The organism is Paenibacillus terrae HPL-003 (genome assembly GCF_000235585.1).
GTDB lineage: Bacteria > Bacillota > Bacilli > Paenibacillales > Paenibacillaceae > Paenibacillus > Paenibacillus terrae_B.
In genome coordinates, this window is sequence record NC_016641.1 from 2,482,113 (window position 1) to 2,508,027 (window position 25,915).

General features: G+C 46.2%; 23 protein-coding genes. 21 read left to right on the forward strand and 2 right to left on the reverse strand.

Annotated features, from left to right (window positions below):
• Window positions 1-320 precede the first annotated feature (320 nt).
• The 7 genes from HPL003_RS11370 to HPL003_RS11400 all read left to right on the forward strand — a co-directional run bounded on the left by HPL003_RS11370 (window position 321) and on the right by HPL003_RS11400 (window position 6,808).
• Entirely contained in the window at window positions 321-1,157 is an 837-nt protein-coding gene (locus HPL003_RS11370) for a YitT family protein (RefSeq protein WP_014279789.1), read from the forward strand.
• A gap of 331 nt (window positions 1,158-1,488) precedes the next feature.
• The gene (locus HPL003_RS11375) at window positions 1,489-2,532 is read left to right on the forward strand and encodes a radical SAM protein (RefSeq protein ID WP_014279790.1); all 1,044 of its coding nucleotides are present in this window, start codon (window positions 1,489-1,491) and stop codon (window positions 2,530-2,532) included.
• 14 nt (window positions 2,533-2,546) lie between these two features.
• Window positions 2,547-3,266, forward strand: a complete 720-nt coding sequence (locus tag HPL003_RS11380; RefSeq protein ID WP_014279791.1) for a hypothetical protein — start codon at window positions 2,547-2,549, stop codon at window positions 3,264-3,266.
• A 300-nt stretch (window positions 3,267-3,566) separates the two neighbouring features.
• On the forward strand, window positions 3,567-4,187 hold the full coding sequence (locus HPL003_RS11385) for an SdpI family protein (RefSeq protein WP_014279792.1): 621 nt from the start codon (window positions 3,567-3,569) through the stop codon (window positions 4,185-4,187).
• A gap of 58 nt (window positions 4,188-4,245) precedes the next feature.
• Window positions 4,246-4,506: an ArsR/SmtB family transcription factor gene (locus HPL003_RS30480; protein ID WP_014279793.1), complete on the forward strand. Its 261-nt coding sequence runs from the start codon at window positions 4,246-4,248 to the stop codon at window positions 4,504-4,506.
• A gap of 132 nt (window positions 4,507-4,638) precedes the next feature.
• On the forward strand, window positions 4,639-6,288 hold the full coding sequence (locus HPL003_RS11395; RefSeq protein ID WP_014279794.1) for an ABC transporter ATP-binding protein: 1,650 nt from the start codon (window positions 4,639-4,641) through the stop codon (window positions 6,286-6,288).
• Between the two features lie 157 nt (window positions 6,289-6,445).
• Complete coding sequence (locus HPL003_RS11400) at window positions 6,446-6,808, forward strand: DUF1648 domain-containing protein (protein WP_014279795.1); 363 nt, start codon at window positions 6,446-6,448, stop codon at window positions 6,806-6,808.
• A gap of 68 nt (window positions 6,809-6,876) precedes the next feature.
• Here the strand turns inward: HPL003_RS11400 and acnA are convergent, their stop codons facing one another.
• Window positions 6,877-9,588, reverse strand: a complete 2,712-nt coding sequence (gene acnA, locus HPL003_RS11405) for an aconitate hydratase AcnA (RefSeq protein ID WP_014279796.1) — start codon at window positions 9,586-9,588, stop codon at window positions 6,877-6,879.
• A 454-nt stretch (window positions 9,589-10,042) separates the two neighbouring features.
• Between acnA and HPL003_RS11410 the strand changes: the two genes are divergently transcribed.
• From HPL003_RS11410 to HPL003_RS11475, 14 genes are all read left to right on the forward strand, one after another.
• Entirely contained in the window at window positions 10,043-11,038 is a 996-nt protein-coding gene (locus tag HPL003_RS11410) for an amidase domain-containing protein (RefSeq protein WP_014279797.1), read from the forward strand.
• 73 nt (window positions 11,039-11,111) lie between these two features.
• The gene (locus HPL003_RS11415; RefSeq protein WP_014279798.1) at window positions 11,112-12,200 is read left to right on the forward strand and encodes a D-alanine--D-alanine ligase; all 1,089 of its coding nucleotides are present in this window, start codon (window positions 11,112-11,114) and stop codon (window positions 12,198-12,200) included.
• A 101-nt stretch (window positions 12,201-12,301) separates the two neighbouring features.
• Complete coding sequence (locus HPL003_RS11420; RefSeq protein ID WP_014279799.1) at window positions 12,302-12,616, forward strand: hypothetical protein; 315 nt, start codon at window positions 12,302-12,304, stop codon at window positions 12,614-12,616.
• 131 nt (window positions 12,617-12,747) lie between these two features.
• Window positions 12,748-13,749 (forward strand): UV DNA damage repair endonuclease UvsE, encoded by a 1,002-nt coding sequence (gene uvsE / locus HPL003_RS11425; protein ID WP_014279800.1) that lies wholly within the window; start codon window positions 12,748-12,750, stop codon window positions 13,747-13,749.
• Window positions 13,750-13,873: 124 nt separating this feature from the next.
• Window positions 13,874-14,791, forward strand: coding sequence for an inositol monophosphatase family protein (locus HPL003_RS11430; protein ID WP_014279801.1), 918 nt, complete (start codon window positions 13,874-13,876; stop codon window positions 14,789-14,791).
• 37 nt (window positions 14,792-14,828) lie between these two features.
• Window positions 14,829-15,071 carry a hypothetical protein gene (locus tag HPL003_RS11435; RefSeq protein WP_014279802.1) on the forward strand — a complete coding sequence of 81 codons (243 nt, stop codon included), beginning with the start codon at window positions 14,829-14,831 and terminating at the stop codon, window positions 15,069-15,071.
• Between the two features lie 173 nt (window positions 15,072-15,244).
• Window positions 15,245-16,975, forward strand: coding sequence for a cache domain-containing sensor histidine kinase (locus tag HPL003_RS11440; RefSeq protein WP_014279803.1), 1,731 nt, complete (start codon window positions 15,245-15,247; stop codon window positions 16,973-16,975).
• A complete protein-coding gene (locus HPL003_RS11445) occupies window positions 16,953-18,512 on the forward strand; it encodes a response regulator transcription factor (RefSeq protein ID WP_014279804.1) in 1,560 nt (519 codons plus the stop codon). Before HPL003_RS11440 ends, HPL003_RS11445 begins: the two co-directional genes overlap by 23 nt.
• A gap of 173 nt (window positions 18,513-18,685) precedes the next feature.
• The gene (locus tag HPL003_RS11450) at window positions 18,686-19,978 is read left to right on the forward strand and encodes an ABC transporter substrate-binding protein (RefSeq protein WP_014279805.1); all 1,293 of its coding nucleotides are present in this window, start codon (window positions 18,686-18,688) and stop codon (window positions 19,976-19,978) included.
• Window positions 19,979-20,204: 226 nt separating this feature from the next.
• The gene (locus HPL003_RS11455) at window positions 20,205-21,113 is read left to right on the forward strand and encodes a carbohydrate ABC transporter permease (RefSeq protein ID WP_014279806.1); all 909 of its coding nucleotides are present in this window, start codon (window positions 20,205-20,207) and stop codon (window positions 21,111-21,113) included.
• Between the two features lie 5 nt (window positions 21,114-21,118).
• A complete protein-coding gene (locus HPL003_RS11460) occupies window positions 21,119-21,958 on the forward strand; it encodes a carbohydrate ABC transporter permease (protein ID WP_014279807.1) in 840 nt (279 codons plus the stop codon).
• Between the two features lie 116 nt (window positions 21,959-22,074).
• Window positions 22,075-23,187: a rhamnogalacturonan acetylesterase gene (locus HPL003_RS11465; protein WP_014279808.1), complete on the forward strand. Its 1,113-nt coding sequence runs from the start codon at window positions 22,075-22,077 to the stop codon at window positions 23,185-23,187.
• A 69-nt stretch (window positions 23,188-23,256) separates the two neighbouring features.
• Window positions 23,257-24,291, forward strand: coding sequence for a glycoside hydrolase family 88/105 protein (locus tag HPL003_RS11470; protein WP_043922636.1), 1,035 nt, complete (start codon window positions 23,257-23,259; stop codon window positions 24,289-24,291).
• Window positions 24,292-24,308: 17 nt separating this feature from the next.
• Window positions 24,309-24,716 carry a sensory rhodopsin transducer gene (locus HPL003_RS11475; RefSeq protein ID WP_014279810.1) on the forward strand — a complete coding sequence of 136 codons (408 nt, stop codon included), beginning with the start codon at window positions 24,309-24,311 and terminating at the stop codon, window positions 24,714-24,716.
• Between the two features lie 173 nt (window positions 24,717-24,889).
• On the opposite strand, the gene HPL003_RS11480 is transcribed toward HPL003_RS11475, so the two are convergent.
• Complete coding sequence (locus HPL003_RS11480) at window positions 24,890-25,849, reverse strand: DMT family transporter (protein ID WP_043922371.1); 960 nt, start codon at window positions 25,847-25,849, stop codon at window positions 24,890-24,892.
• Window positions 25,850-25,915: the final 66 nt, after the last annotated feature.

Here is a 25,915-nt window from a genome sequence, read left to right on the forward strand (position 1 = left end):
AAACAGGAATATGGTCATATGTGTCCAAAATGCGGATTAGGTGTATGGTCATTTTGAGGGAGAATGTGCCTAGGTCCAAAACAAGGGCCAGAGGCCCGTTTTCTTAGTTTAGTAGTCGGGATTGTGTTTTTTTGTCGAATATCCTTATATAAGTCAATATGAAGTCAGTCTGGTGGCGAATTAAAGTGTCAAAGTTGTATTGACTTTATGTTTGGTAGTGGATACCATGAACTGGTTGTAAGCGTGTTTTAGCTACTAGAGTCAGCCAATCCATCTGGCGATTCATCCGTTGAAATGTTTAAGAAAGGACCAGGACATATATGAAAAAAAGAATTGCAGACATCGCATTTATTATTCTGGGTGCGTTTTTTTTCGCGCTGGCTGTTAATCTGTTTGTTATCCCGAATGAGTTTGGCGAGGGGGGCGTTACAGGGGTCACGATCATTTTGTACTACCTGTTTCAGTGGTCCCCCTCGATCGTCAATCTGGTGATCAATGGCTTGCTGCTGATTGTCGGATATAAATTTTTGGACAAGAGAACGACCCTGTATACCGTCATTGCGGTTGCTTTTAACTCGTTGTTTTTACATTTAACGGCCAACTGGCGGATTGATTCGCATGAGCCGACGATTAATGCCGTATTTGCCGGGGTGTTGGTGGGTATTGGGATTGGTTTGATCGTGCGGGTAGGCGGGACAACAGCGGGAACGGTCATTTTGGCCCGGATCGCCAACAAATATCTGGATTGGAACATCAGCTATGGCTTGCTGTTTTTTGATCTAATTGTTGCATTTTCATCCTATTTTATTATTGGCCCAGAAAAGCTCATGCTGACCATCGTTATTTTGTACGTAGGTACGAAGGTTATGGATTTTATGATCGAAGGACTGAACCCGAAAAAAGCAGTCATGATTATTTCGGAGCAGCAAAACAAAATTGCCGAGATGGTCATTACCCAAATGGATCGGGGAGTTACAGTGCTGTCAGGGCACGGGTACTACACGAAAAATCCAAAAGAAGTGCTGTATATCGTCATTAGTAAACAAGAGGTATCGGCGCTTAAAAAGATAGTGAAAGCCATCGACACAGCAGCATTTATCACGATTCATGACGTGCGGGATGTATTCGGAGAGGGCTTTTTGGATATTTCGAAATAGCTGGCGGTGTGAAGGTAAGGTTATAGGAGAACATGGTTGAAAGTCGGTCCTGAGGGATCGGCTTTTTTTGTTGTGATGAATCCATCAATAATCGAATCTGAGTAGGTAGGTAATAACTTCTTTTCAGAAGGAAAACTATTTTTTGTAAATAATATTAGTAATTGTGATTTTCATCTCTATTTCTTTTGAAAAATATGTATTATGATTAGACAATAATATATATTTTATTCAAATATATTCATTTTAATTCTTTTATTTTACATTTTATTGAGATAGTTATTTTAATTTAATCGGAATTTTTAATTATGAATGGAAAGAGGAGGCCTTACTTATGAGCTTGATTTCACCGAATACGTTAACTGTTCTAGGGACCTATAAGTGTACTGCTGCTTGTAAAGAGTGTTGTTTCGAATGTGGGCCACATTTAAATCAAAGAGTTCCATTGGAAGATATTATTTCATTTATCGAGGAAGGAAAAGAAACTTTTGAAACTTTAAGAGGAGTAGTTTTTTCAGGTGGAGAATGTTTTCTGCTAGGTAATGATTTGGTTGAGGCCGTCAAGTGTGCAAGTTCTTTGGGACTTAATACAAGGTGTGTTAGTAATGGATATTGGGCTAGCACCACTCAGGCTGCCAAGAGAAGAATAGAGCCTCTTAGAAATGCAGGATTAAAGGAACTGAATTTTTCTACTGGCAATGACCATCAGGAGTTTGTTCCTTTTGATAATATTGTGAATGGTGCCATACAAGCCGCTAAGTTTGGTATTAATGTCATAATTGTGGTAGAAGGATTTGAAAATTCGACTTTTAAATATGAAGATGCAGTTAATCATCCAGAACTCAAAGATTTCATGAGTCGTGATCAGCATAGATATAACATTCGGATTATTAACAATGTATGGGTTCCCTTTTTCAAAGAGAGGGAAATCGTTCCGCTTAGTATAGCTAAGAGAAATTATAAATCAATGGATTCTTTTGAAGGATGCGATAATATCCTAACTAATTTGGCATTAACTCCAAACTCAGAATTGGCAAGTTGTTGTGGCATAACGATGGAGCATATTAGAGAAATGAAAATTGGAGAATTTAAATCTGAAAGTTTGGAAGAACTTTACAATAAACAGTTTGAGGATTTTTTGAAATTATGGATATGGGTAGATGGACCGGAACGAATATATCATTTTGCAACTACAAAAGAACCAACATTAGGATTTGATGCTACAATAACTCATAACTGTCAAGCTTGTGCTGTTATTTATGGAAATGAATCTGTAAAGGAGGTGATTTTCAAATATTGGAGTGAGATAAAAGACGAAGTATTATTCAGGTACTATGTAAAACGGAAGTATTATTTACAAGCAGTAAAAATATCTTAAAGGGAGAAATGAAAATGGGAAGTAAAAAAACAAGATTGTACCAAAAGCCGTTAAGCGTATTAAATATTACAGAGGCACAACAAACAAACGAAGGCTTTAGATTGAGTTTTGAAGACCTTCAGCAGCCCACAAAATTGGAAGAATGTATTGAATCCATTATGAGTTCACAACAGGCACTTATGAAGTTTTTTAAAAATCCTAAAGCATATTTTGAAAAATTTAGCGTAGGCTATATTGATATTGACCGGGATAGAAATGATATTAGAAAGTTGCTCATATCTGCAGAACCTGAAATCGGCGAGTCAATACTTAATCGCAATGCTGTTAAGTTTGTGGAGATACTGAAAAAAAATAAAATGCTCCCTGATAAATTCATTATCAAGGCAGAGGCAGATGCTGAGCCTCAAGCACTTGCTGCTGCTGTAGCTGTAACTCCAGCAGTTGTTTATACTTCGTTGGGGGTAGTAGCACAAGTAGGTGTAGCAGTAACTGCTGCTGCTGTTGTTGGCCTAGCACTCTGGACGGCTGTAAAAGTTGCGGGAGTAGCCTCTGAAAAATTTCAATCATTAAATTTTTCAAAAGAAACTCCTTCAGTATTAGCAATGGCAGAGCTGCTGGCTGACTATGAATTTGCTGCGAAAGTAGACGAGGTGCTAATAAACAAGTTTAATGATGAGCTAAATGAACTATTTCCTAGATTGTCACAAAAGCTATCTCTTGATCCGATCCTGTAAATAAGCTGATATTTAGATTTATTACAGTTTAATGTGTTGGCTAAGAAGTATCTGGGGGCGTGGATAAAAGATGTTATTCTTATTGACTTTGTTGCTTCACTTCCATCCCCTTATTTTACATTAAAGTGTTATAAATCTAAGTTCTTTGTTTGCGCTGTAGTTTTATATTTCCGGGAATACAGAAATATGAGTTTGTTAAAAAGTATCAGAGCAATATCCAATCATACTATACTCAAAGAATTTTATTGCATTTACTTCTAAAATCAACTGAAAATCAGATCGAAAGTGAGGTTATTTTGAGTGGAGAATAACTATGATTTAAAAAAAGAATTTAAAAAGCCGTGGATTCAGATTTCTATTTTATTTATTATGTTGCATTTCATAAATTCATTTATTTTATTGCCTTCAATGAACCCTCTAAAGCACCCTTTAGCTTTTTTTATTGTGTCATCAGGAGCGATGATTATCTCTTTTCTAATTATTGTCTTGTACCCAAAATTCTCGAAACATAGAGAACAATTTTCTGAAAATAATTTGATTCCATATCGTAAAATATGTTCCAGTATGTTTGTTGTTCTAAATTTTATTTTTCTTTTTTTAATGTTACTGTATTCAAATGCTATTTACTTCAGTCCCTTAAATATAGTTTTACTAGTTTCGGCGATATCGCACTTAACAGTAGGTGTCACATTCACTAAATTGACACCTAACCGTTTAATTGGTTTGAAGTTCCCATGGCTGCTTTCGAATGAAAGTGCCTGGAAGAAAACACATCGCATCTCTGCTTATATTTGGATAGCCTTTGGCTTAATAGGGGTGGCTCTAGGATTAGGACAACAAGTTAATGAATACGTGGTGCTCGCTTCTTTTTTACCAACGGTGATCAGCTTGTTTATTTCTCTTCTGGTTAGAAATAAGTAGCTTCTACGGATACGAATATACAATTTTGACAGGGAAAACAATATTTAGAGGTGGGGATATGCAGGACATATTCAAGGCAATGGCTGATCCAACGCGTAGAGAAATTATTTCTATTCTTATTCAGCAAGATCTCACGGTAAAGGAGATTAATAAAAGGATAAATATTCCTGATTCCACGTTAAGCCACCATTTGGAAATTTTATATCGAAGTGGACTGGTCTCTAAAAGAAGATCTGGAACCTTTATCCTTTATTCTGCGAGTTTATCTGTACTTGAAGAGTTCATTGCATTTATCTCATTGAAATTTACTAAAACTTAACTAAGGGAAAGGGAAACTAAAATAGGGATCGCTCTAGGGTTAGGGCAACAAGTTAATGTATAGTGGTGCTTGTTTCTTTCTCTTATTATTAGTAGTAAATATAAAAAAATAATGATAGGGAGGGAAGTACTTATGTCGTATATGAAGAAATATATATACAAAAGAAAATTTCAGCTACTACAAGTCATTTTTTTATTGTTTCTTTCTGTGCTACTTTCTACACCTGGACCTTACTATATAAAGATTATAATGGATAAGGTTTTAATAGAGAAAAGAATTGATATTTTATTTCCACTTATTTGCTTCATCATTGTTGTTGCAATCCTGCAGGTATTATTGTCTATTACGCAGAGTTACTTTTCTTCAAGTTTTATTCAAAAAATGATGATAGATATGCGTGAAGATCTATATAGACATATTTATAGATTGGATTATATGACGTATATCCGAATACCAAGGGGGGAGTATTTAACCAGAATAACAAATGATATCGAGGTTGTAGGACAAACATGTACAAGTGTTGTTTTAAATGTTCTAATAAACAGTTTAACCATAGTAATATATATTGGGGTAACAATGTATCTTAACTGGAAATTAACATTAATAGGAATTATAACAATTCCCTTTTTTGTTATAACTATACAACTCCTTAGTCGGAAACTTCACGGATTAAGTATGCAACTTCAAGAGAATAAGTCTGCAATTCTAACCAGTTTGGATGAAGATTTTGCAGGTATGAAACATATTAAGCTAAAACAAGGTTTTAAAGAAAGATATGGTGTATATTCATTACACATTAAAAATTATGCAAAGATTTTTATTAGAGTCACCGTATGGTCTAATTTTTTTACCTGTCTATCTTCTTTGATTGCATTGTTAGGACCTGTATCTATTTTAATTGCAGGTACATATTTAGTTCATCAAGGTAAAATAACGATCGGTAGTTTGCTTGCCTTCTATGGATATATTGGCGCTCTTTATCAACCAGTAAGCCAAATTTCCATAATATTACCTCAACTGGAAGTTATGAAAGCTTCACTGACTCGGATAAAAGAAGTATTGTTATTTCCTGTGAAGGAATACCTGGTTGAAGAAAAGGACTTACTCAATAAGAATTCGATTGTTTTTAGAGATGTAAGTTTCATAACTCAGGAAGGTAATCCCTTACTAAATTGTATTTCTTTTAGAATAGATCAAGGGCAAACAATCCGCTTGAACGGGGCCAGTGGGGCTGGAAAAACGACAATATTGAATTTGTTGCTTGGTATAATAAGGCCAACAACAGGAAAAATTTTCTATGGGGACAGTGATTTATGCACTTTTTCAACGGATCAGATTGCTAGACGTTTTGCGTTTGTGTCACAGGACTTTTTTTTATTTAACGGCACAATAATGGAAAATATTATATTCGGTCTGGTAGATGTGGATACAGAGAAAGTGTATGAGGTGTGTGAAGGCTGTGGCCTGCATAATGAGATTATGGCTTTCCCCTCACAATACGATACTCTTGTTGGCCCTCATGGAATTTCGCTAAGTGGAGGACAAACTCAACGCTTAATGATAGTACGCGCATTGTTACAGTATCCAGGTGTCCTTATATTGGACGAAGCAACTTCAGAATTAGACTTGAAGAATGAAAGTCTTATTTTTCAAAACTTACATCAGAATTATCCTGATACAATCATCATAATAGTAACTCACAAAGTCAACCATGAAATGAAGATATCAGCGGAATTTAATTTGGAAAACGGGAGAATTTCGCACATGAGCTCTACATTGTAAATCTTAGTTGCTAAAATTATTAGTTAGAATCACATCACGGTCTGTTGATTATTTAGATTATGGTTATTTAGAGATACTGAAGAATGGGTAAGTAGTTAAATATAACCGTATTCAGTTATGTAATGAAATGGATTTTATCTTTCTAAGGAGGACTTTCATGCGAAATAGATTCAATATTTATAATGTATTGTCCCTTCTTATTTCTGCTTTGCCTTTCATCATCTACTTTTTCATGTATCCGACAATGCCCAGGATTATAGCAATCCACTACAATTTTAATAATGTGGCTGACCGTTTTGTTGACAAATCTTCTCCTGAGGTATGGTTGTTGTGTGGACTTAGCCTCATATCTTTTATGATTATGCTTATGTTCCAACCCTATCTCAGTCGTCAGTTCAATAGTGAAAAAGGCTCTGCAATAATGAAAAGCCTGCCTGGTCTCTTTACAATTCTTATTACCCTCGTATTTTCAATCATAGGCATATGTTTTCTCCTGAATGCTTCGAGTATGCATTTATAGTTAAAAATCCCCTCTTAATTTGCAGCCTCAACTGCATTTTGGAGGGGATTTCGTCGTTTTTACGCTTGTTACTCTTGAATCATTTGACGCAATACGGTTTGCAGAATACCACCGTTGTGGTAGTAGTCGATGTCGACGGTGCTGTCCAGACGGGCAGTTACCGGGAATTCGAACTTCGTGCCATCCTCGCGTTTGGCTACAACGGTAAGCTCTTGACCCGGTTTCACGTCATTGTCGATGCCGAGAATATCAAACGTTTCACGACCGTTCAGACCCAAGCTGGACCAGCCGTTGCCTTCCTGGAATTGCAGTGGAAGCACGCCCATGCCGACCAGGTTGCTGCGGTGAATCCGCTCGAAGCTTTCTGCAATGACGGCTTTGACGCCCAGCAGAAGCGTACCTTTGGCCGCCCAGTCACGAGAGCTGCCTGTGCCGTATTCCTTGCCGGCAATAACGATCAGGTTTTGATCGGCTGCCTGATATTTCATAGATGCATCGTAGATGGACATTTCCTCATCTGTCGGCAAGTATTTGGTCACGCCGCCCTCGGTGCCAGGAGCCACGTTGTTGCGGATACGGATGTTAGCGAACGTACCGCGCATCATGACCTCATGGTTACCACGACGAGATCCGTAGGAGTTGAAGTCCTTGCGCTCCACGCCATGGTCCTTCAAGTACAGTCCTGCCGGGCTGGAAGGAGCGATGTTGCCTGCTGGTGAGATATGGTCCGTAGTGACCGAATCGTTCAACAGAGCAAGCACACGGGCATTACGAATTTCCTTGATATCCTGCACACCATCCTGAAGTTTTTCAAAGAATGGCGGATTTTGAATATAAGTTGATTTTTCATCCCATTCATACAGCTCACCTTCAGGGACTGGAATGGAGTTCCATTTTTCATTGGCAGTGAACACATTCTCGTATTTACGACGGAACATATCCGGGCTGAGAGACAGGCTGATTGCTTCCTTGATCTCCTCGGAAGTTGGCCAGATGTCTTTCAGGTAGACAGGCTGATTGTCCTGATCGTAACCGAGCGGATCATTCACCAAATCAATGTTCACAGTGCCTGCCAGTGCATAAGCGACGACGAGTGGTGGTGAGCCGAGATAGTTGGCTTTGACTTGCGCATGCACGCGGCCCTCAAAGTTCCGGTTACCGGAAATGACCGCACCAACCGTCAGATCATTGTCTGTGATGGCCTGACTAACTTCGTCAGGAAGCGGACCGGAGTTACCGATACAGGTCGCGCAGCCATAGCCAGCCACATGGAAGCCGAGTGCTTCTAGCGGACCGATCAGCCCTGCTTTTTGCAGGTATTCCGTCACAACAAGGGAGCCCGGCGTCAAGCTGGTTTTAACATAGCCTGGCTTTTTAAGCCCGCGTTGTACTGCCTTTTTGGCCAGCAAGCCTGCGCCCAGCATAACACTTGGGTTGGAGGTGTTGGTGCAGCTTGTGATAGCCGCAATCACGACTGCGCCAGTACCCAGCTCGCTGGTGGAGCCGTCCGGATGGGTCAGCGGAATCTTCTGTGCGATCTTTTCATCGCTCAGTCCGTAGCCGCCTTTGTCCACAGGGGTACGGATAATGCCTTCAAAGGTTTCTTTCATGCGGCTAAGCTCAACACGGTCCTGTGGACGTTTGGGACCCGCGAGACTCGGTACAACCGAAGCCAAGTCGAGTTCAATCGTATCGCTGAACACAGGGTCCGGCGTATCGGATGTGCGGAACATGCCTTGCGCTTTGTAATATTCCTCTACAAGACTCACTTGCTCATCAGAACGTCCGGTGCTGCGCAGGTAAGCCAGCGTTTCCGCATCGACCGGGAAGAAGCCAATCGTTGCGCCGTATTCCGGTGCCATATTGGCAACCGTTGCACGGTCAGCCAAGCTGATGTTAGCCAGGCCGGGTCCGTAAAATTCCACGAATTTGCCGACTACGCCTTTTTTACGCAGCATTTGGGTTACAGTGAGCGCCAGATCGGTGGCGGTAGAGCCTTCTGACAGACTGCCTGTCAGTTTGAAGCCGATAACATCCGGTGTGACAAAATACAGTGGCTGCCCCAGCATACCCGCCTCTGCCTCAATCCCGCCGACGCCCCAGCCTACGACACCCAGGCCGTTAATCATCGTCGTATGGGAATCCGTTCCAACGAGGGAGTCTGGGAAGACGACGGTTTCGCCATCCATTGTTTTGGTAGCGGCCACGGATGCCAGATACTCCAGATTAACCTGATGGACGATACCCGTGGACGGCGGCACTGCACGGAAGTTGTTGAACGCCGTTTGCGCCCAGCGCAGAAAACGGTATCGTTCCTCATTACGCTCAAATTCTACATTAATATTATAGTCCAACGCTTCGCTGGTACCGAAGGCATCGACCATGACCGAGTGGTCGATAACGAGATCGACGGGTACGAGCGGGTTGATTTGTTTAGGGTCGCCGCCCGCTTTTTTCACAGTATCGCGCATGGCTGCCAAATCGACAACAACCGGAACGCCGGTAAAATCCTGAAGCACGATGCGTGCAGGGATGAATGGAATTTCCTTGTTGGTGTCACGATCCTCAGCCCAGCCTGTAAGCTGCTGCACATGCTCTTCTGTAATCGCGCGTCCATCGAATTGGCGCACAGCGGCTTCCAGCAACACTTTAATGGAGAAAGGCAGCTTGGCGATGCCGCTTTTTCCTTGTTCCTCCAGTGCCTTGAGGCTGTAATAACGGTAAGGCTTGCCGTTAACTTCGAGACTGCGGGCAATGGAGAATTGATCTTTTCCTGACATAAGTATTACCTCCTTAAAGTAGATGCTTGGGGGAAAATAGGGATGTCGTTTTTTCGACGTCTTGCACAGTTGGCTTAAATTGGTTGCGCTCTCATGAAAGCAGCATAGCTGATCTGAAGAATAACCGATTAACCTATGATAACAGTTATTTTCATAATAGAGGAGAAGACGATTTCTGTTGGTTTCATTAGGTGAAACTTAATTTCAAAATAATGTTTCTGAACTAAGTATACCGTTTTCAATCGATTCCGTAAAGTTTTTTTGACCTATTTTATGCGCCGAAGCCTGGAAAATAAAACGTTCCTCTTTCTCGTGTTTCGGTGTTCATATCAAGCTTTAGAGATTCATACTTATAGATAGAGAGCCATATCAGGCTATAGAGGGAATGAAGAAAGTTATACAGTATTCCGCTATCACCTAACAAGGATGGCGGGACGGAAATGGAGGGACAGGGATGGGGGAGCGGGAATGGAAGCAGGCCCTTTTTGCTTATGTGAACCAATATAACCGGAGTGAGGTGAACGGCACTCCGCAGCCGGATGAATATCTCGAGGTAGGCCAGCGGATGGAGCGTGCGGCCCGTACGGCCAGATTGGAACAGTGGTATAACGAGCGGAACGCCGTTCCCTTACGTAGTGAAACACGCGCCAAGCCGCTGCGAATTGTGCAGGATACGCCTGAGGAGGCTGTGGTGGATGTACAACTGCATGTCCGGCTCTTTTACGAAAAAGGCGGGATGACTCACCGGGAGGATCGGATTGAACGGGAACGTCTGACGTTCACGCGTGAGGGTGAAGCCTGGCAGGTAGCAAGAATCGAGCGTGATCCGGCAGAAAAGAAGCCGGCGGGGGGAGAGGTTCCTTTTGAAGAGGCTTCGTTTAATCAGGGTGGGAATCTGCCGCTGCTGAATCAAGGTGTACTGGGCTTCGGCTCATCAGCACGCCCCAGCCGATACCGCCGGGAAGAGGCGGCAGCCTATGCGGATCAGTGGTGGGATAGCTTCAACCCGGAGTTTGAAGGTTTTGATGTGGATTGCACCAATTATATCTCGCAATGCCTCTTTGCAGGGGGAGCACCGATCCACTATACTGGTAAAAGAGAATCGGGCTGGTGGTACAAAGGACGGGTCGCCGGACGTGAGTTGTGGAGCTACAGTTGGGCAGTTTCCAACAGTCTGGAGCGGTATTTGGGCTCCAGCTCGTGGGGGTTGACCGCCGAGCAGGTGAGCCGTCCGGAGCAGCTTATGCTGGGAGACGTCATTTTTTATGATTGGGATGGTGACGGCATCTTTCAGCACAGCACGATGGTAACGGCCTTTGATGCGGGCGGCATGCCGCTTGTCAATGCGCATACGGTAAGCTCCAGGCACCGTTATTGGGACTACAAAAATTCGTATGCGTGGACGGAAAATACGGTATATCGCTTTTATCACATCGCCGACTATTTTTAAATGAGATGATTTATAACAGGTACAGTGACGCAAATCAGGCACAATGACGAAAGCAGGAAAGCGGAGGATAGGCATGGCAAAACAAAAATTAACCGTAGGGCTAGTGTACGGCGGCAAATCGGGCGAACATGAGGTTTCGCTGCAAACGGCGTATGCGGTACTGAACGCTTTTGATTATGAGAAATACGAGATTATTCCTTTTTATATTACGAAGGCTGGCGATTGGCGCAGAGGGTCGCTGCTTGACGCACCTTTGGCTTCTGTAGCGCAATTGAAGCTGGAGCACGCAGAAGGCGGTACGAAGGCGGCATTAGATACATTGTTTGGCAAGCTGTACGGAGAGCAGACGTTGGATGTGCTGTTTCCGCTGCTGCATGGCACCTTTGGTGAGGACGGAACGATTCAGGGCTTATTTGAAATGGCGGATATGCCTTATGTCGGTGCGGGAGTGCTGGCTTCTGCCGCAGGGATGGACAAAGGAGTCATGAAGAAGCTGTTTGAGCATGCGGGACTGCCGCAAGTGAAATACTGTTATTTTAATAGTACACAATGGGCGCAAACCAGCCATGATCTGGTGCGCAAGATGGAAACCGAGTTAGGGTACCCGTGCTTCGTCAAGCCGGCGAATCTGGGATCAAGTGTTGGCATTTCCAAAGCCACTAACCGGGAAGAGCTGGAAAAGGCAGTCGAGCTGGCTTTGCAATTTGATCTGAAGGTCATTGTGGAGGAGTATGTCGATGCCCGTGAGGTGGAAGTTAGCGTACTCGGCAACGACGAGCCAATTGCTTCCGTACCGGGCGAAATTGTATCGTCCAGCGACTATTACGATTATGCTGCCAAATACACGGACGGCCAATCGGAAATGCTCATTCCGGCACCGCTCGACGAGGAAGTGGCGGATCGTATCCGTGAAGCCGCATTGCAAGCATTCCGCGCTCTGGAGGGCTGCGGGATTTCCCGTGCCGATTTCTTCGTGAGACGTTCGGACGGACATATTCTTATTAATGAAGTAAATACGATGCCGGGCTTTACACCGTTCAGTATGTATCCATTGCTGTGGAGAGAAACGGGCGTATCCTATCAAAGCCTGCTGGACCGCATGATTGCACTCGCACTGGAGCGTTATGAACGCAGGTCTGCGCTGCACTACGAGAACTCATAAAACGAACCAAGGGGGAGCTGATCACTCCCCTTTTTGTTCATATACATGGTATACAATTAGGATTTGCAAGAATCCTTAATCACGAAAGGTGGCGTCTAAACATGGGCTTTCAAACCGAATTTAACTCTGTGTGCAAATTCAAGAGCGAGCAGGAATTGTACGAACTGCTGGAATACGGACGCGGCAAAATGGTTAAATCCGGCCTGCGTGTGTTCCCGACAGGTCAGAAGGTCATCGCTTACAGCGTGGACAATGTGGCAGTAGCCATCGTGCAGATTGTCGGCTGTATTGCCGAAATCAATTTTCAGGGCGACGAAGTGACCGAGGTTGAAATGATCCTCATTCGCAAGCTGAATGAAGAGGAAGCAAGAATTCAGACCGCATTGGCGGATGAAATGTTTTTTGGAGCGCAATAGACAGGTGAAGGGCAGATTAATGCCGAATCAGAGGAGGCTTTTCCGGGTATGATTCAGTAGAAAAGGAATTGAGGTCACAGAACGAAAGCGGCCTCGCCATCTACTGCGATCTGCTGAAAGGAAGGACACCTATGATAGTAAGGTTCGGCTATGTAGCTATGTCAGTTATCGTACCCAATGCATCACCTTCCAAAACGATGACGATGGCCAGCTTTAACAAAATTGGAGATCGAGAGGCCGCGATCCGCAAGCTGGAACGAATTGCCGCCGAAAACCTGCATAATACATTGCGGTTGCTGCGTCATAATCTGGCAAGCGATATTAAGGTTTACCGTTTTTCATCCAAGCTGATTCCGCTGGCGACTCATCAGGATTTGCGTGACTGGGACCCTTTTCAGGCACTTGCCGCTGATTTTGCAGAGGTCGGGAATTATGTCAAGGCGAACGGGATGAGAGTCTCGTTTCACCCGGATCATTTTACAGTGCTGAGCACTCCCCGCCCGGAAGTACTGCAAAGCTCCATTAACGATCTCAAGCATCATAAAGCGATGCTGGAGGCGATGGGACTCGGTGCGGATGCCAAGAACAACATTCATATCGGCGGTGCGTATGGAGACAAGGTGACGTCGAGTCAGCGTTTTGTAGAGCAGGTCGGTGCGTTGGAGGTTTCCTTAAGAGAACGGTTGACGCTGGAAAACGATGATAAGACCTTCAATGCTGTGGAAACGCTGGAAGCCTGCAAGCGGACAGGGCTGCCAATGGTTCTCGACATTCATCATCAATGGGTAAATAACGAGGGCGAGAAGCCATGGGAGCTGTGGCCTGGCATTTTGGATACATGGAAAGGGGAATTGGCTCAAACGGGCTCTTCTCCCGATGATCCACTGCCACCCAAAATCCATGCGTCCAGTCCCAAAAGTGAAAAAGACCCCCGCGGTCATGCCGACGGTGTTCAGGTGGAGCCGCTGTTTACCTTTTTGCGTAACATTGCCGGATATACGGATCGGATTGACGTCATGCTTGAAGCCAAACGCAAGGATGAAGCGTTGTTCGGGCTGATGAAGGAACTGCATGTACGAGAAGGTGACGGAGTAAAGGTGCTAGATGGGGCTTCGGTAGAAATTACGCCTTAAAGAATAGGGTGCTGCGGATAAGGTTCCCAAATAGAGAAACTTTATGGAATATATTGTGTATACTAGATTGTGCAAACTAGCAAAGTTGTACTTTAACAGAGATGGTTAAGAGGACTGTGCTGTAATGCAGCTTCGTAAACCACGTAACAATGATATAGAAAGTAGAGTGAACACGTTGAACGAACATGAAAACGAAAAGGTTCCCTATATTGTATCAGGAAAAAGTTATACCGCCGTGGCCATTAATGCGGCATCCAAAGCAGGGGAATGGATCAAAAGCAGACTGGGCACCGTCGAGCAGTTAAGCACCAAGCAGTCCCCGACGGACCTTGTGACCGAAGTGGATAAAGGTGCGGAGCAGATGATCCGCAGACTGATTCTCACGCATTTTCCCGACCATGCTATACTGGGCGAAGAGGGGGTAGAGCCCGGTGCCGAGGCTTCGGCCCGTGCATTGGAGGCTGCTCGTGAAGAGGAATATTTGTGGATTATTGATCCAGTAGACGGTACAACCAATTTTGTACACAGCCTGCCGTACTACAGTGTATCTATCGCTTTGGCCCACCGTGGAGAGGTGATTGTCGGTGTCATTTATGATCCGTCCCGCGACGAAATGTTTGTGGCTGAAAAAGGTAAAGGCGCGTATGTACATGGCAATTTGATGAGGGCATCCAGAGAAGAAACACTGGGAGACAGTCTGGTGTGCATCGGCTTCCCGCCGGATCGCACTTTTGCACAGCCGCTGAATATGAAGATTGCACAGGCACTTACGCCGCAGGTACGAGGCATTCGGGCCCTCGGCTCGGCAGCCCTGCATCTGGCTTATGTGGCATCGGGACGGCTGTCAGCCTATTGTGAAATCGGTTTGAATGCCTGGGATGTAGCAGCGGGCGCTTTGCTAGTACAGGAATCGGGAGGAACGATCACAGATACGCTGGGTCGGCCTTATGACCTCAGCGTGCGACATATTGCAGCGACCAATACGGCTATTCATTCTCAACTCATTCAAGTGCTGAAAGAAGCAGACGCAACCGGGTTATAATACACCTATATCGCTTATCGCTGAAGGAGGAAGGATGATGGGCCAATCCGAGGATTTGGAGCGCGAGCTCAGTGAATTGCTGACGGAAGGCGAAATTCGTGAGAATGAGGCCAAAAAACGCGAACGGCTCACTCCTAAATATGAGGTGCGGATTCAAACTCATATCGACCCTATTGTGGAGGAGACGCGTAAATACCGCAGCATGGCACGGGAACTGGATGATCGATACGATGAATATATGAGCAAGGCGGACAAATCGAAACCAACCGACAAACGCTGAGCGAACACAAATACCTCTTGCCGAATGACCAAGGCATGGGGTATTTTGTATGATGTACAGCTTTATCGTGCAATCTCCATTCCAGGCTGGACTAGGCAGACGAGCGAAGGAGGCGACATCCACTGATCACTTATTTTAAAAACGCTTTCAAAAATGCCGGAATCCATCATAAAATGGTACTGCTGATTACGGTGCTCATGCTGGTTAATTTTGCGGTTGTTGCAGTCATACTTAAATACGTATTTCATATTTATGATAATCAAATGTATAAAAAGACATCCGAAGTACTCAACATTTCTTCAATCGGCATTGAAAATGAGCTGAAGGATGTTGAAAAAGTTACTTTCAAAGTGACAACAGACGAACAGCTTCAGCGTTATTTGCTACAATTGGAAAGAGAAACCTCACCTTATGCCAAAATGGTGCTGCGTAAAAAAATAACGAATAGGCTTGTCGCCTTCGCAGGCTCCGAAACCTATATCTATTCTATGATGGTGATCGACAAAGAGGGGCAGGTCATGAGTGCGGGCAACCGTGAAGGGGTTCCCCCAGAGCTTCGATCCACCCTGTCGGAGCTGGCAGCCGAATATGACGGTTCCAACGCATGGTATGCGGCAGGCCACTCCTCCTTACTGGCAGCGCGGCAGTTCAAATCCTTTACAGATACCAATTTTACGTTAAAAGGGCTCGGAACGCTTGCGATTCGTGTGCGGATTGACCGGATTGTAGCGGATCGTGTGCAGACCTCCGGTCGTGACGGACAGTTGATGATTACAGATGGAAAGCAGATGATTTATCCCGAAACACCGCTTTTGAATGAAAGTGATATTCAGGCCGAGCTTGGGCGGAAGCAGCCTTATGGTATTGCAACCTACACAGGCGGAACCTTTTTTGCAGCTCAAACCAAATCCTCTTATACGGGCTGGACGTATTTGCATATGACCCCCTTCGACGACATGTTTCGCAGTATTACGATTATCAAAGAAATTGTAAGCGCTATTTTTGTCATTATGCTTCTGATCGCGTTGGCACTGGGAGCCCGATTATCTGGCAGTATTACGAAGCCGATCGTTCAACTCATCCAGAACATGCGTAAAATTGAAAAAGGAGATCTCGACCGTCTGGAGGAGGAAGCACTCGGCGCAGTCCCGCTTTCCACACAAGATGAGGTGGGCTTGCTGCATCGAACGTACCAAAAGATGATCCGTCGCATCCGTGAGCTGATTAATGAGAATGTTGCGAAGCAGCTATTGCTGCGGGAGACGGAATTAAAGGCGCTTCAGGCTCAGGTTAATCCACATTTTTTGTATAACACGCTGGAGTCCGTGAACTGGCTCGCCAAGGCGAATAAGCAGGATCGGATTTCGGAAATGGTGGAGGCGCTGGCCTTTCTGTTGCGCAGTGCGGTCAGTTTTGAGGAACAGCTCATCCCACTTCAAAAAGAGCTGGATATCGTGCGAAGTTATGTAACGATCCAAAAAACACGCTTCGATGAGCGTCTTGTTTTCCATCTGGATGTGCCAGAGGAGCTGATGGATGCGCAAATACCGAAGCTGACGCTTCAACCCTTGGTGGAAAATGCCATTCATTATGCGCTGGAGCCGCAAGTTGAGCCGTGTCGGATTTCTATTGTTATCAGGGTGAAAGAAGGTGCACTTTTCCTGCGGGTGGAGGACGACGGGCCGGGAATGACACAGGATTTTCTGGAAAAGCTGCGAAGAGGGCAGGTCACGACCCGTGGACAGGGCATCGGCCTTACCAATATTCAGGAACGGATTAACCTGACATTTGGTACTCCATGGGGGATAGAGCTGCACAGCAAGTCAGGAACAGGAACGTCGATTCATGTCTGTATTCCATATGTGAAAGGGGCACAGGGTCATGTACAAGGTGCTGCTGGTTGATGATGAGCGTATGATTTTGGAAGGCATATCACAGGTGGTAGATTGGAACAAAGCAGGGACAAAGCTGGTGGGTACGGCACGCAATGGGATTGAGGCCTATGATCAGATTCAGGCCAGTCCGCCTGATTTTGTGATCAGCGACATCTCTATGCCTGGATTGGATGGCATCGGCCTGGTTGCCAAAACGACGGAGCATTTTCCAGATGTTCGTTTCATTCTGTTGTCCGGCTATAAGGATTTCGACTATGCTTGTCGAGCCATGCAATACGGAGTAAAGCATTATTTATTAAAGCCCTGCAATGAGCGACAAATCCATGAGGCACTGACGGAATTAGGTCAGGAACGGGAGGAGCAGGAGGAACGCAAGCAGTTCGTGAACCGGATGAAGCTTGATTTTCAGCGTATGCTGCCTCATGTGAAGGAGCATTTTTTGAAGGAGTTTATTTCCTATAAAACTTACGGAAGCCGTGATATCGCTTTTTATGAGCGGTTATTTGGTCTGGAATTGCAAGATAAGCAGGTCCGAATGCTGCTGCTGCGGGTAGAGGAATCCCATGAGCCTGAGCATCTGTTTGCGCTGCAAAATATTGCGGCAGATTTAATGGATAATGTCCTGCTTGGTACGACCATGCAAGGCCAGCTGCTCATCGTGCTGGAAAGCGGGAACGATACGTCCAGGCTTATGGAGCAGCTTGACGCGGTACGTGCGACGTTTCGCCGTTTTTACAAGCTGGAGGTAACGGTTGCGGTTAGCGAGTCTGACAGTATGGAGCACTCAAGGGGGATGTACCGGGAGACACTGCATTGTATGAATCACCGTTTTTATACCGGGGAGGGCAGTCTGATTACCAAGGAGGATCTGGCAGTCGAAGAACCCCGGGAGATGGCAGATTTGGAGCTGGACGAAGAGAAGTTCGGCCTGCTGATCAAGGCTGGAAATACGGAGGAGGTGGCGCAGGAGGTAGATCGGCTGTTCGGTATCCTGTCCCGTATGAAGCTGGAAATTTCCGTGACCCGCTCCTATGTGCTTCAACTGTATGCAGCCATGATCCGCATATGTCCCGAGGAGGAACGCGCGGCGTTCACCAGCCGAATGGTCGTGCTGGCTGAGCAAAAAACGCTCGCTTGCCTCAAATCCTTCGTGCAGGAAGCCGCTGGACGAATGACCGCGATTTACTATAAAAGCAATGTGTACCGCCAGTCCTCCACCGTCGATAAAATGATCACCATCATCGAGCAAAACTATCGAAAATCCGATTTGTCCCTGAACGCAGTGGCTGGGCAAATGCTGTACATGAATTCCGACTACCTGGGGAAAATTTTCAAAAAGGTAACGGGTGAAAACTTTTCACATTACGTTAATCGCTATCGGATCGAACGTGCGGCTGAGCATATTCGGGAGACGGGAGATGTGAAGGTGTTTGAGCTGGCGGAATGGTTCGGCTTCGGCGGAAACGCTCAATATTTTAGCCAGGTGTTCAAAAAATGGGCGGGTATGACGCCATCCGAGTACATCAAGTCACACGAACGGGGATGAGCGCTGGAGCCCCTCTGTTTTTTAAACCAAGGAAATCTGATTTGTGTATTCCAATGCTTCTCTGCTTTTGGGAAAATAACAGCAGGAGCAAATGTAAACGCTATCAAAAAGCGCAATTACGTTTTCACTTGTAACACAGCTCCTTTCTAGAACAGCGAAAAGGGGAGAGATAAGTGGGCAAAAAGGGATGGTTTCTGATCATGGCTATGCTGCTCGTGCTGACGACGGCATGTAGCGGAGCGAACAGCGGTGGCAATTCGGGCGCAAGTACAGACGGGAAGGTAAAGTTGCGGATTGCTTGGTGGGGATCGGATACGCGTCATGAATATACGCAGAAGGTCGTTGACCTGTATAAGCAGAAAAATCCGAATGTGACGATTGATGTGGAATATGCCTCTTTTGATGACTATTGGAAAAAGCTCGCCCCGCAGGCTGCGGCAAACCAGCTGCCGGATATCGTGCAAATGGACATTTCGTACATTAGTCAATATGCGAAGAACGGTCAACTGGAGGATCTGGCACCTTACCTGAATCAGAAAATTCAGGTTGCTGACGTGAATGAAAATGTACTCAAAACCGGCGTAATTGCCGGAAAGCAATATGGTATTCCAACAGGTGTCAATGTGCTGGGCTTCCAGTATGACCCGGCCTTGCTGAAAAAAGCGGGCATAGACAAAATTCCTGACAACTGGACATGGGATCAATACAAAGAACTGGCCTTGAAGGCGGGCTCCAATAAAGTTTACTTTGACAGCTCCATGGCTGCCGATATTTTCTTCCACTACTATTTGCGGACACATGGAAAGTCTCTCTACAATGCGGAAGGAACAGGATTGGGGTATGACGACGATAAGCTGTTTGTTGACTTCTTCGGCGGATTGGCTGAGCTGATTAAGAAGGGGGCGACTCCGCCTCCTGAAATCATGAACCAAACCAAGGGGATTCTTGAGGAATCCGATATCGTTAAAGGAACAGGCATTGGCATTTGGCAGTGGTCCAATCAGTATGTAGGCTTACAACAGGTCGTTAACCGTCCGATGGCGCTGGCTCCGATGTTTGGGCCGAATATGGAAAAAGGCGTATACATGCAGCCTACGATGTACTGGACGGTTGCTGCCCGTTCACAGGTAAAGGATGAGGCCGCCAAGTTTATTGATTTCTGGATGAACGACGTAGAAGCGAATAAATTGATTAAGGGCGAGCGGGGCGTACCGATTTCCGCCAAAATCAAGGAAGCTGTAGCGCCTGAATTGAGCGAGGCTACGAAGCAGGTATTTGATTTTGTGGCTTCCATGGAGCCAAAGGCATCTCCAATGAGCCCACCGCCACCAGTCGGATCACCGGAAGTGATTGCGACCCTGACCGATTATATTGAGCAGGTCAATTTCGGGCAAATGACAGCGGCGGACGCAGCGGTCAAATTCCGGGCTGACGCAAGTACCATCCTTGCGAATAACAAGCAGTAATTAGTGCAATGGATTCCTTAGGCGACTGACACTGTTTTGACATAGGGCGAAGGCCGATTTCGTTAAGTTAACCGTGCGTAGTTGTAGTACATGAGTGCGCACGGTTAATACGACGAAAGAGCCGCAGATGCTGTCTCTATGTACGTCATAATAAAATACACGTAACAACGATCTGACAATATAAAAGAATTAACTAATCAACAAAATGCAACAGAAGGGAGGCTTGATGAGCTTGCGAAATCATCAGAGCTTGAGAGCTAATATGACCGGATATGCGTTTATCAGCCCGTTTATTGTGGGCTTTCTGGCGTTTACATTAATTCCGATGTTTATTTCGCTGTATCTGTCCTTTACAAGCTACAATCTATTCACCCCGCCCAAATGGATTGGCCTGGGTAACTTCGAAAAAATGTTCACAAGCGACCCGAAATACTGGAATTCGATCAGGGTCACGTTTACGTATGTATTGGTTGGTGTACCGCTGCGACTGATTTTCGCACTGTTTGTGGCTATGATTTTGAATACCAAATCACGTATGGTCGGCACCTATCGGACGATGTACTATCTGCCGTCCATTATCGGGGGCAGCGTCGCGGTATCCATCATGTGGCGCAACATTTTCAGCAATGACGGCATTGTAAACAGCTTGCTTTCGGCCTTGGGGGCAACCCCGGTAAAATGGTTTGGTGATCCGAATGCTTCGCTTACGATGCTGATCACCTTGTCCGTATGGCAATTCGGCTCCTCCATGCTCATTTTTCTGGCTGGATTGAAGAATATTTCGGTTGAAATGTACGAGGCGTCCAGCGTGGACGGCGCATCGCCAGTGCGAAAATTTTTCAGTATTACGCTGCCTCTGCTTAGTCCGATTATTTTATTTAACCTGATTATGCAGACGATCAGCGCCTTTATGACCTTTGTTCCAGCCTATGTTATTTCGAAGGGTGAGGGCGGTCCGATGGATGGGACGATGCTGCATTCGCTGTATTTGTTCCGGCAAGCGTTTATGTTCAGCAATATGGGATATGCGGCGGCTATGGCCTGGGTCATGCTCATTATGATTGCGATACTGACAGCGATTTTATTTTTAACCTCCAAATACTGGGTATTCTATGAAACGGAAAAGGGGCGCTGATACCGATGGCATGGAAAACGTTCAAATGGCCAATTTATCACATTCTGGTCGCTGCGCTGGCGCTCCTGATGCTGTATCCCGTATTTTGGATGCTGTTCAGCTCGTTCAAGGAGAGTCGGACGATATTCGTCACGGCATCCTCGCTTTTCCCTACAGAATGGATTTGGCAAAACTATGTGACAGGCTGGAAAGGCACAAGTGGATACAACTTCGGCACGTACATTTTGAATTCACTCACGATTGTTGTGATTGCCACGATTGGAGCCGTAATTTCCTCTTCATTAATCGCATTTGGCTTCGCACGTTTGAAATTCAAAGGGCGTAACATCTGGTTTGCCTTGATGATGATGACGCTGATGCTGCCAGGGGATGTGGTACTGGTACCGCAATACATTATTTTCACCAAGCTCGGCTGGGTCAATACGATTTTGCCGCTGGTGGTGCCATCATTTTTCGGGATGCCATTCTTTATCTTCCTGATGGTTCAGTTTATACGGACGATACCGGCGGAGCTGGATGAAGCGGCGACGATTGACGGATGCGGCAAATTCCGGCTGTATTTCCGAATTATTTTGCCATTGCTCAAATCCTCGCTGGCTACGGCGGCCATCTTCTCTTTCTACTGGAAGTGGGAGGATTTGCTGGGCCCGGTACTGTATCTGAATTCGCCGGAGAAATATACCGTATCTATTGCACTTAAAATGTTCCTCGACAGCGAGTCGGCCTCCAACTGGGGCGGAATGTTCGCCATGTCCATTCTGAGCCTGGTACCGGTTATCGCAGTATTTTTCGCCTTCCAGAAGCAAATTGTACAAGGAATGAGTACGAGTGGCTTGAAGGGATAAAACCCAAGATGCGGAGTGAAGGATATTAATCTGAAGTGACTCAAGCGAAAGGAAGGCACCAGGCTGTATACGGTTGGACTTACGGGGTTTAAGGTGATCGCGGAGAGGTGAGTGGAATGTGGAAGTTTGATTTTGGTCCGGGAGAGCCGGCTGCTGGCTACAAGGGAGTATCCCCGGATTGCTCATATACTGCTGAACGGGGCTACGGCTTTGTGGCTACGGAGCAGGTGTACGGTCGACAAAGGCAAAGCCCGGCGAAGGATGTGCTCGCGCGGCTGCGAAGCAGCTTTTGCATCCCGCTGAATGCTGCATTTGTCGCGGATGTGCCAGACGGGACGTATCTCGTCTATGCGCTGCTCGGCGATCCGCTTGCGGAAACGCTCACGCGGCTCAAGGCTGGCGAGGGCAAGCACATGCTGCCCCCTGTACACACGCGACCAGGCCAGCTCGCGGAGGCCTGGTTTGCGGTGCCTGTCCGGGGCGGTCAGATGCGCCTCACCGTATCGGGCACCGCGCCACGGCTCAATGCGCTGGAGATTACGCCAGCGCCACAGACCCTCCGGCTATTCCTGGCCGGAGATTCCACGGTTACGGATCAGGACGTGTCCGGCTATCCGTATACAGGCTGGGGCCAGGCTTTGCCAGCCCTGTTCAAGCATGATGTATGCGTGGATAATCACGCCGTATCGGGAAGAAGTTCCAAAAGCTTCGTGGACGAAGGGCGGCTGGACGTCATTATGGCCGAAATGAAAGCGGGAGATTTCCTGTTCATCCAATTCGGCCATAATGATCAGAAGCCGGACCCGGAACGGGCTACAGAGCCTTTTACAACCTATAAGGAGCATCTGCGCCTCTATATCGACGGAGCGAGAAGCAAGGGGGGAACCCCGGTGCTGGTTACGCCTGTACATCGTCGCTATTTTAACGGGGATGGTACGTTAGCCGACACGCATGGAGACTATGTGACAGCGGTTCGGGAGCTGGCGGAAGAAGTAGATGTGCCGCTGATTGACTTGTCTGCCCGCACGCAGGAGTTATATGAAGGGCTGGGTCCCGAGGAAAGCAAAGGGCTTTTTATGTGGCTGTTGCCTGGTGAATACATGAACTTTTCCGGCGGTCTGGAGGATAATACGCATTTTCATGAGAACGGCGCGGTCTGTATTGCAGATATGGTGGCAGATGCGGTGAAGGAGCTGGATTTACAGCCCTTACGCATGTATTTACGATAGACGGATTTTTCTCGAACGGGTGTCAAGGAGGCAATTAACGTGAAAATTACCAAAGGGGGAGACGAGGAAATGCCTGCATTGATTTTTGATGAGGAACAAATTAAACAGGTGATCGGCCGGGTAGTGGAACGCACGTTTCAAATGGACTATAGCTGGGATTGGCCGGGTGGTGTGGCCTTTTACGGTGTGTGTGAAGCCTATGAAGCAACAGGGAACGAGGAGTATTTGACCAAATTAAAGGAATGGGTCGATGAAAATATTGCAGATGGACTTCCACCGCTTTCGGTGAACGGAGTGTCTGTGGGACACTGCTTGCTGACGCTGTATCAGGCTACAGGAGAGCAAAAGTACCTTGATATCGCCACCGAAATGGCAGAATTTCTGGCGAAGAAAGCCGAGCGGTTTGCCGACGGCATTTTCCAGCATACGGTGAATTCACTTCATGACGTATTTCCGCAGCAGGCGTGGGTGGATACGATGTTTATGGCAGGTTATTATTTGCTGCGCATCGGTCATTTGCTGGGTAACAAGGAATATTGGGAGGACGGTATCCGGCAATATCATGGGCATGAGGAGTTTTTGCAGGACCCGGATACGAATTTGTATTACCACGGCTGGGATCATGCGAACCAAAACAGGATGTCAGGTATTTACTGGGCGCGGGGAAATTCGTGGGCTGCACTCACAATGGCAAAAGCGCTGAAATTCGTGGAGGTGCAGCATCCATCCTATATGATCATCGACGGTTCGCTACGTGACCAGCTCAGTGCACTGGTGCGGCTGCAATCCCCGGAAGGGCTGTGGCATACGGTGCTGAATGATGAAACCTCCTACCTGGAAACCTCAGGCTCCGCAGGGATTGCGACGGCCTTGCTTATGCGGGGACGACTGTTTAACAAATACACGCAAAAGGCGATCGACGGTATCCTTTCCCAGATTAAGGAGGACGGCACAGTGACGGGCGTATCCGCAGGAACTGCTGTCATGAACGATATTGACGGCTATCGAAACGTACCCTACAAACGCATTCAGGGTTGGGGACAGGGACTGGCGCTCGCTTTTCTGGCCCAACTGCTGCGTACCAAGGAGAATCCATTTGGATAGAAAAAGGAGCGAGTGGCATGGGAGGTACAGGGTATCATCAAAAAGCGACGGACAGTAAGTCCAAAGGTGGCTTGTTCTGGGTGATTCCAGATGGCTATATTCCACCTGAAAGCCGGGGGGAGCTGCTTAGTCATGAGAGTATATGTGTGCTGAACTGTGGAACTCGAGCGGCCAAGCTGAGTATAGACATCTATTTTGAAGACCGTGAGCCGCTGGAAGGATTGATCGAAGTGGTAGAAGGAAGACGAACCCGCCATATCCGCACGGCCTCGCTGGAGAAGGATAGCGAGCGGATTCCGGCAGGCGTTCCCTATGCGATTACGGTCACCAGCGACGTACCGGTGATTGTGCAATATAGCAGACTAGACACGACACAGCCCGAACTGGCGCTCATGAGCGTCATGGCGTACCCGGTTGAAGGCTGAAATATGGGTTTGAATCATTCTAATGAAATAGATAAACTAAAAAAGATATCCCGAGCCGGAGTAAACGACAGCTCGGGGATATCTTTTTTAAACGAGGACAAAATCGTCAAGAGAAGCGTCAACGATCAAAATTATGCATTTTACCATTCCACAAGCGAAATGCACATCCATTTTCAGTCCACTTTTTGTAGTTTTGCAGCAGACGCTTTTCGCGGCTCCAAGCTTCTTCGACCTCCAAAATTGGTGCCCAACACCCCGATAATGATAATAACTGCTCCAATAATATGATAGTATGCGAGCTGCTCCTTCAAAATATAAGCACCTGCCATCATGGAAATGAGAGTAGATAAATTACCGATAACACTCATTTTCGAGGCTTCGATCCACTTCAAGGCAAAGCTTGATAACAGCGAGGTGACGAGGGTAGACAGAATGCCCAGATAAGCCAGTGCCATCCAATAGTCGGGCTTCACCAGTGGAGCGGTATAGGCACTCATGGAACCGTCAATGGCATGATATCCCAGGGCCACCAAGTTAAAAACAATACATCCCAAAATGGAGGTAACATAAGTCAATTCCATCGGACTGTATTTTTGTGTTAATGGACGAGCCAGCACGTTATAGCCGGATAGGCAAACAGCAGAGAGCACGAGCAAAAGAATGCCACCAAAGCTATTGGAGGCCATAGGCGCTCCGCTTTTCATCACGAATATAAAAATAACGCCGGCTACAGAGAGCAGCAAGGAAAGCTTTTGGACAACCGTAGTCCGCTCTTTAATAAAATAGGACGCCAGCAGCAGCGTGAAGATGGGAACGGTTGCCTGAATAATGCCGCCTTCCGATGAAGAGGTGCTCATCAGCCCGAAGGCTTGCAATGGAAAATACACTAAAGGCGAGAGCAGCGCCAGCGGCAAAATACGCAGGATATCGCGCCGCGTGATGTTAATCTTGATCCAGCCCAACACTACCGGAACCGTCAAAGCGATAAAAGACAAAGCAAAGCGGTGGGCGATTACATCCAGCGGGCTGGCTTCCGTGACCGTCAGCTTCACAAACAAAAATGAAAAACCAAGTATAGCGGCATAGCTGAGAGCAGCCAGATAGGCGGCTCCAGTTTTGGAACGACTGTGCATGATAAACCTCCGTATGAATGACTCAGGCATTTTTTTAATTAGCCTACGCTGAATGATTTCAACATG